The following is an 11,967-nucleotide window of genomic DNA, read 5'->3' as shown; positions in this document are numbered from 1 at the left end:
CCCCTCCGCCGCCCCCTCCGGCAACAACGCCCCGGTGACCTTCACCGCCGAGGAGGTGGAATACGACCAGGAGCGCAACCTGGTCACCGCCCGCGGCGCCGTCGAGGCCTGGCAGAACGAGCGCATCCTGCGCGCCGACCGCTTCACCTTCGACCGCCAGACCGGCATCGCCACCGCCGAGGGCAATGTCCAGCTGCTCGAGGCCGACGGCCAGGTGCTGTTCGCCGACCGCGCCGAGCTGACCGGCAACATGCGCGACGGCGTGGTCGAGGGGCTGAAGGCCCGCCTCGCCCAGAACGGCCGCATGGTCGCCAACGGCGCGCGGCGGACCGACGGCAAGATCCTCGACATGTCGCGGGTGCTCTATTCCTCCTGCGACCTCTGCATGAACGACCCGACGGCGCCGCCGCTGTGGCAGCTGCGGGCGCGGCTGGCCACCTCCGACCAGGAGACCAAGCGGCTGCGCTACCGCGACGCCTCGCTGCTGGTGGCGGGCGTGCCGGTGCTCTACACGCCCTACCTGTCGCATCCCGACCCCTCGGTGCCGCGGCAGTCGGGCTTCCTGACGCCGGTCTTCGGCTCCAGCAGCTTCCTCGGCGGCTTCGTCGAGACGCCCTATTACTGGGCGATCGACCCCAGCTCCGACCTGACCGTCACGCCGACGCTGTCGACCAAGCAGAACCCGGCGCTCGGCTTCGACTACCGCCGCCGCTTCAACTTCGGCCAGATCGAGGCCGCCGGCTCGATCGGCGAGCGCGCCGGCGCCGCCAGCGAGGACGGGCTGGGCGGCCACCTCTACAGCCGCGGCCAGTTCTCCCTCGACGAGCACTGGCGCGCCGGCTTCAACCTGAACCGCGCCAGCAGCGAGGCCTATCTCCGCGCCTGGCGCTACCCGGCGCCGCGCCAGCTTTCCTCTGATGCCTATCTCGAGGGCTTCTGGGGCATGAACGACTATGTGCGCGTCGATGCCCGCGCCTATCAGGGCCTGTCGGAGGTCGACGACACCGGCCAGATCCCGGTGGTGCTGCCGAATTTCTTCGGCGACCATTTCCGCGGCCGCGACGCGCTGGGCGGCTATTTCACCGTCGATGCCGGCGCCTTCTCGCTGTACCGCGACCAGGGCACCGACACCCGCCGCATCGCCAGCCGCTTCACCTACGAGCTGCCGCGCATCGACCGCTACGGCTCGGTCTGGACGCTGCGCGCCCAGGGCGACGCCCTGGCCCGCTGGGTCGACGACCTGGACCGCGCGCCGAACAACGCCAACCGCGGCACCGCCACCGACGCCACCGTCAATGTCCGCGCCGCTGTCGACTGGCGCATGCCCTTCGTCCGCCAGGCCGGCGACTATGGCGCGCAGATCTTCGAGCCCCGGGTGCAGTTCGTCACCGGCCCCTCCACCGGCCGGCAGACCCTGGTCGCCAACGAGGACAGCCTCGACTTCGAGTTCTCCGACGCCAACCTCTTCGCGCTGAACCGCTTCCCCGGCCGTGACCGGCAGGAGGGCGGCAGCCGCGTCGACACCGCCTTCCGCAGCGCCTGGATGTTCCCCAATGGCGGCCAGCTGGAAGGCCTCGTCGGCCGTTCCTTCCGCGCCAGCAGCGAGAGCGTCTTCGAGGAGGATTCCGGCCTCGAGGGCCGCTCCTCCGACTGGGTCGGCCGCGTCCGCCTGTCGCCGACGCCCTGGCTGGACCTGACCGCCCGCACCCGCCTCGACAAGGAAGGGCTGGATGCGCGCATGGTCGAGACCTCGGCCCGCATCGGCCTGGGCCCGGTCTCGCTCGGCGGCGGCTACCTCTACACCATCCCCTCCAGCGCGCTGATCTCGACCCGCGAGCGGCGCGAGGTCTCGGGCAATGTCCAGGCCCGCATCGGCCAGTACTGGCGCGCCGGCACCTATGGCCGCTACGACCTCGAGCTCGAGCGCGCCGTCTCCGCCGGCGTCAACCTGACCTACGAGGATGAGTGCCTGATCTTCGACACCCGCTTCGCCAAGACCTATGCGGAGCCGTCGAACCGTTCCTCCTACTACCCGTCCTCGACGGTCCTGTTGTTCCGCGTCTCCTTCAAGACGATCGGCGACTTCGGCTTCCGCGCGATCTGATGGGGCCGCCTGACCCCCGGCCCCGCGATTGGGGCTGGCGGTCGGGCCGCGCCCGGCCTAGGAAAACCGCCATGCGACGTGCTCTCGCCCGCCCCGTCTTTGCCCAGCCTGGGCTCCAGACCCGCCTCCCGGCCCGCGCCCTCCTCTCCGCTTTCGCGGCGACGCAGGCCCTGGCGGCCGTCCTGCTGCTGGCGCAGCCCGCCGCGGCCCAGCCGCGCCGCCCGGCCGCCGCCGCCGCGCCCGAGGCCACGGCCGCGGCGCCGTCCCAGACCAACCGCATCGTCGCGGTGGTCAATGGCGACATCGTCACCGCGACCGAGGTCGCCGGCCGCGCCCGGCTCTTCGCGCTGAACGCCAACATGGGCGGCGCCGGCGACGTGGTCGAGCGGCTGCGCCCCCAGGTCACCCGCCTGCTGGTCGATGAGCGCCTGCGCATGCAGGAAGTCCAGCGCCGCGGCATCCCCGTCACCGACGAGGACGTGGCCGAGGCGGTGCGCGAGATCGAGGGCCGCAACGGCCTGCCGCCCGGCGCGCTCGCCAACCAGCTGCGCGCTTCCGGCATCGCGCCGCGCGCCCTCTACGACCAGATCCGCAACCAGATCGGCTGGTCCCGCCTGGTGCGCCAGCAGCTCGGCCAGCAGGGGCAGATCGGCAATTCCGAGATCGCCGACTTCGTGGCCGCCCACAAGGCGCGCACCGGCGAGCCGGAATACCTGGTCTCCGAGATCTTCGTCCCCGTCGACGACCCCGCCGCCGAGCCCGAGGTGCGCCGCTTCGTCGACGACGTCGTCGCCCAGCTGCGCCGCGGCGTGCCCTTCCCCGCCGCCGCCACCCAGTTCAGCCAGAGCCAGACCGCGCTGCAGGGTGGCGACATGGGCTGGACCCGCCCCGACGAGTTCGACCCGGCGGTCGGCAGCATCGTCGGCCAGATGCCGCCCGGCGCCATCGCCAACCCGGTGCGCGTGCCCGGCGGCTTCCAGATCATCGCGCTGCGCCAGAAGCGCGAGACGGGGCGCGAGCTGGCGACGCTGGTCACCCTGCGCCAGGCCTTCTTCCCCTTCACCAGCGCGCTGAACCCGCAGGCGCCGACCGACCAGCAGCGCCAGGCCGTCGAGCGCGCCCGCGCCCTCGAAGGCCGCGCCTGCCCGGCGGTCGAGGCGGCGGCCCGTGGCGGCGACCGCCCCGCCGATCCGGGCGGCGCGCTGCGCCTCGACACCATGCAGCCGCCGGCGCTGCGCAACATCGTCTCCAGCCTGCCGGTCGGCCGCGCCAGCCAGCCGCTGGTCACCCCGGAAGGCGTGCTGGTCCTGGCCGTCTGCACCCGCGACACCCGCAACCTGGCCGAGCTGTCGCCGGATGCGGCGCGCGGCCAGATCCTGCGCGACCGCGTCGAACTGAGCTCGCGCCAGCTGCAGCGCGACCTGCGCCGCCGCGCCCAGATCGACATGCGGAGCTGAGGGCGCCATTTCCACCGCCCTTCCCTCGCTCGCCGAGACGATCCAGAAGCACGGGCTGGCCGCGCGCAAGGCGCTCGGCCAGCACTTCCTGCTCGATGCCATCCTCTGCGGCCGCATCGCCTCCATCGCCGCCCCGCTGGAGGGCCGCCAGGTCCTCGAGATCGGCCCCGGCCCCGGCGGCCTGACCCGCGCGCTGCTGGCGAGCCCGGCCGAGCATGTCACCGCCGTCGAGCTCGACCACCGGGCGCTGGGCGCGCTGGGGGAGCTGTCGGCCGCCTATCCCGGCAAGCTGACCGTGGTCGAGGGCGACGCGCTGCGCATCGACGCGGCGACCCTGCTGCCGGCGCCGCGCCGCATCGTCGCCAACCTGCCCTACAATGTCGGCACCCCGCTGCTGATCGGCTGGCTGCACCAGGCCGCGCTCTTCGAGAGCATGACCCTGATGTTCCAGCAGGAGGTGGCCGAGCGCATCGTCGCCGCCCCCGACACCGAGCATTACGGGCGGCTGGCCGTCCTCGCCCAGTGGCGCTGCCAGTGCCGCATGATGCTGCGCCTGCCGCCCGGCGCCTTCAGCCCGCCGCCCAAGGTCTGGTCCGCCGTGGTCCACCTCGTGCCCCATGCCGAGGACCCGGACCCGGCGCTGATGAAGGCGCTGGAGAAGGTGACCGCCTCCGCCTTCGGGCAACGCCGGAAGATGCTGCGGTCCAGCCTGAAGACGCTGGGCAATGCCGAGGCGATCCTGAAAGAGGCCGATATCGACGGGACGCGGCGGGCGGAGACGCTGTCGGTTGCGGAATTCGAGCGGCTCGCCATTAATGAGCTGAAGAAAGCAGGGGGCTCTGCCCCCTGACCCCCGCCGGGGGGATACGATCCCCCCGGACCCCGCGATTACTTGAAATTTCGGCCCTGGAACTCGCGGCTGCTCATCAGGGCATGGCGCATCGTCGCCACGGTCTTCCTCTCGACCCAGCTCTCATAGACCTGCTCGCCCTCCGGCAGCCGGTCCAGGAACAGCCGGTAGAAATCGCTGACATCCTGCCGCGTCACCAGCCGGTCAGGGTCCCAGTGCCGCGCGCTGTAGCGCTCCAGAAACCCGTCGAACTCATGCTGCCGGAAATCCCGGAACCGCTGCTGCTGCTCGGCCAGGGCATAGGCGACCCGCTCGGCCGAAAACCCCTCCAGCGGCAGGTCGGCCACCCCCACCGCCTCCATCCGGTCATAGCCCATCTCGAAGAAGCGCTTCTCGCTGAAGGACGCGCCCTTGGCCCCGATATAGCGGGCGAAGCACAGGTCGGTCATGACGCGGGCGATGCCCAGCTTCGCCGCCGCCAGCGCCTTCAGCGCATCCTGCGACGACTTGTCGATCGCCATGTCCTGCTTCGCCAGGAAGCGATAGACGCCGAGATGATTGCGGTTCGGATAGTCGGTCTGGCCGATGATCCCGTAATACGGCTTCAGCCAGTCCTGCATCCGCTTCCACGCCGCCCGCCGCAGCCCGAAGCCCCAATGGTGGTCCAGCGGCACCATCCGCACCTTGGTCGGCTTCGGCTTCTGCCGGTGGTCGCCATAGGCGGCGAAATAGCCGACCTCGGGAAAGGCCGACAGCGCCTCCCGCATCCGCTCCATCATGACCAGGTAGGCCGGGCCCAGCTCCAGGTCGTCCTCGAAGAAATAGGCGGTCTCGGCCTCCAGCGTGTCGAAGGCCATCCGCTCGCCGCGCTGGATATTGCCGGCGATGCCAAGATTCTCCGGGCTCGCCACCACCTGGCCGGCGGGGAAGACGCTGCGGAAGGCGGTGACGCTTTCCGCCATCGCCATGTCCGAGGCGTAGCGCACCCCCGACCGCCGCGACACCGCCCCGTCCTGCAGCAGGAAGATGCGGCGCTCATCGATGACGATCCCTTCCTGCGCCTTCAGCGACAGGCAGAAGCGCCGCAGATACTCGCCCCGGTCGAAGGCGAAGATGATGATCGGCGCTTCCAGGCGGCGCGGGCTTTCGGCCATCGGGCGGTCTCTCCAGGGGCGGCGCACCGCGGTCGGTCCTGGCGAAATTCCCCCGAAGCCGCCGCCGAGGCAAGCTTCGGCTCAGCCTTCCACCCGGTGCAGCGCGAAGCCGCGGGCCCCCGGCGCCTCCCGCCCCTCCCGCAGCACCAGCGCCGGGATCGCGTAGTCGCCGCCATTCTGCTGGCGGAACGCGATCGGCGCGTCGCTCGCCAGCCCGCGCATCCGCCCCCGCAGTTCCTCCGCCAGCGCCTCGAACCCCGGCCCGTCCAGCCGGTCCACCCGATAGGCGACGAAGGCGGGCAGCACCTGGTAGCCCGGATAGAAAAGAATGCCGTGGTTGATCGGGAACAGCAGGTCGTCGATCGGCCCGTTCACCCCGCGGGCCGAATAATGCTCGGCCCAGCCGCCGGCGGTGACCAGCAGCATGGCGCGCTTGCCCGCCAGCGTGCCCTCGCCGAAGCGGTCGCCCCAGTGCCGGTCGCTATGCTCGCCGACGCCATAGGCGAAGCCATAGGCATAGACCCGCTCGACCCAGCCCTTCAGGATCGCCGGCATGCTGTACCACCACAGCGGGAACTGCAGGATCAGCGCATCCGCCCAGAGCAGCTTCTCCTGCTCGGCCCGCACATCGGCGGTCAGCGCCCCGGCCTCGAAGGCGGCGGCCGAGGCGGCGGCGGCGCGCAGCCGCTCCTCCGGCGCCAGCCCCGGGAAATCCTCGCGGTCGACCACCGCCTTCCAGCCCTCGGCATAGAGGTCGGTCACCCGGACCGCATGCCCTTCGGCCCGCAGCGCGGCGACGGCGACATCGCGCAGCGCGCCGTTCAGCGAGCGCGGCTCGGGATGGGCGAAGACCAGCAGGATGTTCATCGGGGACAGCCTTTCGAGAGCGAATTCCCTCCAGCTGGTCGCTCCCTCATTCCCGCAGTACACCGGCACAACGGATAAGAAAGTGCCGGAAAATGGAGAGGTCGGACGTCACCCTGGAGCGGCTGCGCAGCTTCGTCCGCGTCGCCGAGCGCGGCAGCCTCTCCGCCGTCGCCCGCGAGCTCGGCCTGGGCCAGTCCAGCATCACCCGCCACATCCGCGAGCTGGAGACGGCGGTCGGCATTCCCCTGCTCAGCCGCACCACCCGCCGCGTGGCGATGACCGAGGAAGGCCGCCGCTACTACGCCTCCGCCCTGCAGATCCTGCGCCTGGTCGACCAGGCAGGGGAGGAGGCGCGCGGCCAGCGGGGCGCCGTCGCCGGCACCATCCGCCTCTCCTGCACCGCGGCCTTCGGCGTGCTGCAGGCGACCCGGCTGGTCTTCGCCTTCCAGGACCGCCATCCCGGCATCGATGTCGATCTCAGCCTGACCGACGAGCGCATCGACCTGGTGCGGGAGGGGGTGGACCTGGCACTGCGCCTCGGGCCGCTCGCCGATAGCGGGCTGAAGCTGCGGCCGGTCGGCCAATGCCGCCGCATCCTGGTGGCGGCCCCCGCCTACCTGGCCGCGCATGGCAGGCCGAGCCGCCCCGCCGAGCTGGCGGCGCATCAGGGCATCCGCATGGCCAATGTCGCCGGCAGCGAGGTCCTGTCGCTGCGCGGCCCGGATGGCACGGTGCAGTCCGTGCCCTTCGGCGGCCGGCTGCGCGTCGACCATGGCCTGGCCGCGCGCGAGGCCTTCCGCGCCGGCCGCGGCCTGGGCCCCACCCATCGCTGGCTGGTGGCCGACCTGCTGGCCGACGGGCAGCTGGAAGAAATCCTGCCCGACTACCGGCTGCCGCCGGTGCCGATGAGCCTGCTGATCCAGCCCGAGCGCGCCGGCATCGCCCGCGTCCGCCTGCTGGCCGATTTCCTGGCCGGGGAGATCCGCCGCATCCCCGGAATCGAGGCCTAGGCTTCGCCCTTCATCTCCAGCGCCCGGGCATAGACCTGCTTGCGCGGCAGGCCGGTCGCCGCCGCCACCAGGGCAGCCGCATCCCGCAGGCTCTCGCCGCCGGCGAGCGCGGCGCGCAGCCGGTCGTCCAGGCTGGCCTCGGCCTCGGGCACCTCCTCGCCGGGGGGGCCGACCAGCAGCACGATCTCGCCCCGCGCCTGGTGCTCGGCGTAATGCGCGGCCAGCTCGGCCAGAGACCCGCGGCGGACCTCCTCGAAACGCTTGGTCAGCTCGCGCGCGACGGCGGCCGGGCGCTCGGGCCCCAGCACCTCGGCCATCCCCGCCAGCGTGTCGCCCAGCCGGTGCGGCGCCTCGTAGAAGATCAGCGTGGCCGACAGGCCGGCGCGCTCCATGGCGCGGAACCGGGCGAGCTCGGCGGCGCGGGCGGCATCGCGCGGCGGCAGGAAGCCGTGGAACAGATGCGGGTTGGGCGGCAGGCCGGACAGGGTCAGCGCCATCACCGCCGCATTCGGCCCGGGCACGGCGGAGACGGTGACGCCCTCGGCGATGGCGGCCCGCACCAGGCGGTAGCCGGGGTCGCTCATCAGCGGCGTGCCTGCATCCGAAACCAGGGCCAGGCGTTGCCCCCCCGCCATCCGCGCGATCAGCTTCGGCGTCGCGGCATCCTCGTTGTGTTCGTGGAGCGGGAGAAGACTCACCGAAACGCCATGTCGCGCGAGCATCGGTGCGGTTACTCTGGTGTCCTCGCACAAGACCACGTCCGCCGCGCGCAGCACGGCCAGGGCGCGGGGCGAGAGGTCGCCGAGATTGCCGATCGGCGTCGCCACCAGCGTCAGGCCGGGCCCCTTGCCCGGCGGAGGGGAGGTTTCACTTGTCGTCTCGTCTGTTTGGTTCTCGTCTGACTGCACTGGCCGAAGCTCTCCCGAAGTCCCGCAGGGGCCTGGCCGGCTCCGCGCTGATCGCCGCCCTTGTGGCCCTCTCCGCCTGCGCCCCGCAAGCCTCTCGCACCGCTGGCGGCTATGCGCCGCAGCCGGTGGCCGGCCAGATCGCGCCGCCGCCGCCGCCGCGCGCCAAGGTGGCCGTGCTGCTGCCGCTGACCGGGCCGCAGGCCGGCCTGGGCCAGCCGCTGCTGAACGCCGCCCAGCTGGCGCTGTTCGAGCAGGGCGACCCCTCCTTCGAGTTCCTCCCGCGCGACACCGGCGGCAGCCCGGCCGGCGCCGCCTCCGCCGCGCGCAGCGCCATCCAGGACGGCGCCCGCATCATCGTCGGCCCGCTGACCGCGCAGGAGACCGCGGCGGTCGCCGGCGTCGCCCGCGGCAGCGCCATTCCCGTGCTGCCCTTCACCAACGACGCCAACCAGGCCGGCACCCAGGTCTGGCCGCTGGGCATCACCCCCGTCCAGCAGGTCCGCCGCCTGGTCGGCGCCGCCCAGGCCCAGGGCGTGCAGCGCTTCGCTCTCGCCGCGCCCGACGGCGCGCTGGGCCGGCAGATGGCCACCGCGCTGCGCGCCGCCACCGCCGAGCTCGGCCTGCCGCAGCCGATGGTCGAATTCTACCCCGGCGCCGCCCAGCCCTCGCTGGTGGCCAAGGATATCGCGCAGAAGCTGGGGCTAATGCCCGACGCGCCGGCCGACCAGCGCCCCGGCATGCTGCTGCTGGGCGAGAGCGGCGTGCGCGCCCGCGACTTCGCCGGCGCGCTGACCCAGTCCGGCGTCGCCATGCCGCCGCTGCGCCTGGCCGGCCACGCGCTGTGGGGCATGGACGAGGCCATGGGCCAGCAGCTGGCGCTGTCCGGCGCCTGGTTCCCCGGCGCCGACCCCGTCGCCCGCGGCCAGTTCGAAAGCCGCTACGAGGCTGCCTTCGGCGAGAAGCCCTCGCGCATCGTCGGCGTCGCCTATGACGCGGCGGCCATCGCGGCGCGCGCCATGCGCGGCCAGGGCCCGGGCGGCATCGCGCAGATCCCGCTGGGCGAGACGGTGCTCGGCGCCGACGGCCAGCTGCGGCTGACCCCGGGCGGCATGGTGCAGCGGGGCCTGGCCGTCTACGCCATCGCCCCGGGCGGCCCGCCCGGCGTCGTCGCCCCGGCCGAGCTGCCGGGCAGCGTCGGCTTCTGAACCGCCCGCCCGCGCCCGGCTTTCGCCGCCGGGCGCGGCTTTCTTCGATTTGTCGGTTGAAAGCGGCCCGCCGCCCGCGGAACCCTGGCCGCTTCGCAACCGCCATGACCGGCTTCGGGAAGATCCTCGCGTGACAGACCAGGACACCGCGTCCCCGGGGCCCGCCCTGGGCCGCTGGCTCAGCTCGGCGGCGCTGGTGGGCGGCGCGCCCGCTTCCCTGCTGGTCCTGCTGCTGATCACCGACCACGTCGATCCCGGCGCCGGGCTGCTGGCGCTGCTGCTGACCGTCGCCGCGGCGCTGGCCGTCTCCCGCCTGTGGCTGGGCAACCTGGCCCGCCTGTCCAGCGTGCTCCGCCGCGCCGCCGATGGCGAGGGCGACTGGCCGGAGGCCGAGCCGCGCCTGCTGCCGGCCCTGGCCGAGGTTTCCGACGGCGTCGCCCGCCTGGCGCGCAGCCTGGCCGAGCGCGGCGAGCTGGTCGGCCGCATGAAGCGCGCCGATGCCGCCATCCTGGAAAGCCTGCCCGACCCGCTGCTGGTGCTGGGCGCCGACCGCGGCGCGCTGCGCACCAACGCCGCCGCCCGTGCCCTGTTCGGCGCCCGCGCCGCCGAGGCCGGGCCGCTGGCCGGCGACGCCGCCGCCCTGCTGCGCCACCCGGCCCTGGCCGGCGCCGTCGACCGCGCCCTCGCCGAGGGCCAGCGCCAGATGGTCGACATCATCCTGCCCGTGCCCGTCCCGCGCGAGCTGGCGGCGCAAGTGATCCCGCTCGACCCGCCGCTGGCCGATGGCGGCCGGCTGGTGGTGCTGCTGTCCGACCGCACCCGCGAGCGCGCCGTCGAGCGGATGCGCGCCGACTTCGTGGCGAATGCCAGCCACGAGCTGCGCACCCCGCTGGCCAGCCTGATGGGCTTCATCGAGACGCTGCGCGGCCCGGCCAAGGACGACCCGGACGCCCAGGACCGCTTCCTGACCATCATGTCCGAGCAGTCGGAGCGGATGCGCCGGCTGATCGAGGACCTGCTGGGCCTGTCGCGCATCGAGCTGGCCGAGCACCAGGCCCCCACCGAGCGCGTGCCGCTGGCCGAGCTCGCCCGCCGCGAGGCCGAGGCCATGGCGCCGATCCTGGCCACCCGCCGCGTCCAGCTGGAGATGGCCCTGGCCGAGGACGCGGTGGCCGCCCCCGCCGACGAGGAGCAGCTGTCCCAGGTGCTGCGCAACCTGCTGGAGAACGCGGTCCGCCACGGCCAGCAGGGCGGCCTGGTGAAGCTGGAAGTGGCCACCGTCGGCGGCAACCGCCCCGGCGTGACGATGAGCGTGATCGACGACGGCCCCGGCATCGCCCGCGAGCACATCCCCCGGCTGACGGAACGCTTCTACCGGGTGGACAAAGGCCGCTCCCGCAACGCCGGCGGGACCGGACTGGGCCTGGCCATCGTCAAGCACATCGTCAACCGCCACCGCGGACAGCTGATGATCGAAAGCAAGGAAGGCGAAGGGGCGACGTTTAAGGTTTGGTTGCCGGCGGGGTGAAGGCAGGGGAAAGGTTGGGGGAATGAATTCCCCCAAGCCCCCATCTTTTTTCTGATCACCGGCCGTGGCGAGACCTGCGCATCACCTGCGCCGTCACCAGGGCATCGCGGCGGGGCGCCGATTTCATGAAATCAGCACTCGATTAAAGGTCGCTCTGCCGCAGGGCCGTTTCACGTACTGTCTCCACGTGGACACGGCAGTCCGAAAGAAAAGGGGAATTCATTCCCCTGGCCTATGACTTCCCTTCTGCTTCCGCCCTTCGTAAAACTCCTGTCCCATCATCACCTTTACCCGCCCCGATGCCCCCTGCATCAGCGTCGGGATGATCGCCGCCTCCGGCAGGTTCTTCCAATATTTCTTGGGCATCTCGGCCCGCATCGCCTCGGGCTTCAGCCGGGCCGGGTTGAAGATGCTGGCGAAGTAGGTGCGCCAGAGGTCTTCCGTCGCGTCGAAGGCCGGGGCGTCGGCGCGGCGGGCGCCGGGGGCGAAGGTGACGGCCTCGCCGTTCCAATGGGCGCAGAGGCGGGGCGTCAGGATCGACCAGCGCAGGATGGCGAAGCGGCGGACGAAGAAGTCGGCCTCGGCCTCCAGGATGTGGTGCTCAGGCTCGAACCAGGCGATCGAGCGCGGGCCGTCCTCGGTGTCGATCTCGCGGAAGCGGAGGAAGGCATGCAGCTTGTGGGCGTCGCGCTTCACGGCGCGGGCCATGGCCGAGAGGCGCTGCATGCGCGGCTCGGTCGGGCGGCGCAGCAGGCCGGGCTGGTCGCGGGCATCCCAGAGCAGGGCATAGGCCAGGGCGAAGCGCTCGGGGTCGCTGTGGCGGAGCGCGCGCTCGGCGGTGGTCAGCCAGTCGCGGGGGACGGCGAGCGCGCGCTCCGCCACAG

Annotated in this window: 10 protein-coding genes; 6 read left to right on the top strand and 4 right to left on the bottom strand. The window is 72.6% G+C overall.

Annotated elements, in window-relative coordinates:
* The 3 genes from GVN67_RS24935 to rsmA all read left to right on the top strand — a co-directional run.
* Window positions 1–2,104 (top strand): LPS-assembly protein LptD (locus GVN67_RS24935; RefSeq protein WP_235035466.1); only part of this gene is annotated, 2,104 nt, incomplete at its 5' end.
* Between the two features lie 71 nt (window positions 2,105–2,175).
* Entirely contained in the window at window positions 2,176–3,561 is a 1,386-nt protein-coding gene (locus GVN67_RS24930; protein ID WP_160000021.1) for a peptidylprolyl isomerase, read from the top strand.
* Window positions 3,562–3,568: 7 nt separating this feature from the next.
* Complete coding sequence (rsmA, locus tag GVN67_RS24925) at window positions 3,569–4,411, top strand: 16S rRNA (adenine(1518)-N(6)/adenine(1519)-N(6))-dimethyltransferase RsmA (RefSeq protein WP_160000023.1); 843 nt, start codon at window positions 3,569–3,571, stop codon at window positions 4,409–4,411.
* 38 nt (window positions 4,412–4,449) lie between these two features.
* Here rsmA and GVN67_RS24920 read toward each other — a convergent pair whose 3' ends face one another.
* Both GVN67_RS24920 and GVN67_RS24915 read right to left on the bottom strand, forming a co-directional pair.
* Window positions 4,450–5,565, bottom strand: a complete 1,116-nt coding sequence (locus GVN67_RS24920; protein WP_160000020.1) for a glycosyltransferase family 2 protein — start codon at window positions 5,563–5,565, stop codon at window positions 4,450–4,452.
* 81 nt (window positions 5,566–5,646) lie between these two features.
* On the bottom strand, window positions 5,647–6,432 hold the full coding sequence (locus GVN67_RS24915; protein ID WP_160000019.1) for an NAD(P)H-dependent oxidoreductase: 786 nt from the start codon (window positions 6,430–6,432) through the stop codon (window positions 5,647–5,649).
* Between the two features lie 92 nt (window positions 6,433–6,524).
* Here GVN67_RS24915 and GVN67_RS24910 point away from each other — a divergent pair, with 92 nt between their 5' ends.
* Complete coding sequence (locus tag GVN67_RS24910) at window positions 6,525–7,442, top strand: LysR family transcriptional regulator (RefSeq protein ID WP_160000018.1); 918 nt, start codon at window positions 6,525–6,527, stop codon at window positions 7,440–7,442.
* Here GVN67_RS24910 and rsmI read toward each other — a convergent pair.
* Window positions 7,439–8,350: a 16S rRNA (cytidine(1402)-2'-O)-methyltransferase gene (gene rsmI / locus GVN67_RS24905; protein WP_160000017.1), complete on the bottom strand. Its 912-nt coding sequence runs from the start codon at window positions 8,348–8,350 to the stop codon at window positions 7,439–7,441. The genes GVN67_RS24910 and rsmI overlap by 4 nt on opposite strands.
* A 125-nt stretch (window positions 8,351–8,475) precedes the next feature.
* Between rsmI and GVN67_RS24900 the strand changes: the two genes are divergently transcribed.
* Both GVN67_RS24900 and GVN67_RS24895 read left to right on the top strand, forming a co-directional pair.
* The gene (locus tag GVN67_RS24900; protein WP_160000016.1) at window positions 8,476–9,555 is read left to right on the top strand and encodes a penicillin-binding protein activator; all 1,080 of its coding nucleotides are present in this window, start codon (window positions 8,476–8,478) and stop codon (window positions 9,553–9,555) included.
* 130 nt (window positions 9,556–9,685) lie between these two features.
* A complete protein-coding gene (locus tag GVN67_RS24895) occupies window positions 9,686–11,083 on the top strand; it encodes an ATP-binding protein (protein WP_235035465.1) in 1,398 nt (465 codons plus the stop codon).
* A 219-nt stretch (window positions 11,084–11,302) separates the two neighbouring features.
* Here the strand turns inward: GVN67_RS24895 and GVN67_RS24890 are convergent.
* Window positions 11,303–11,967: TIGR03915 family putative DNA repair protein (locus tag GVN67_RS24890; RefSeq protein ID WP_160000015.1), on the bottom strand; the 665-nt coding region annotated here is incomplete at its 5' end.

Source organism: Roseomonas sp. 18066 (genome assembly GCF_902706185.1).
GTDB lineage: Bacteria > Pseudomonadota > Alphaproteobacteria > Acetobacterales > Acetobacteraceae > Pseudoroseomonas.
This window is presented reverse-complemented; position numbering and strand designations above follow the sequence as displayed.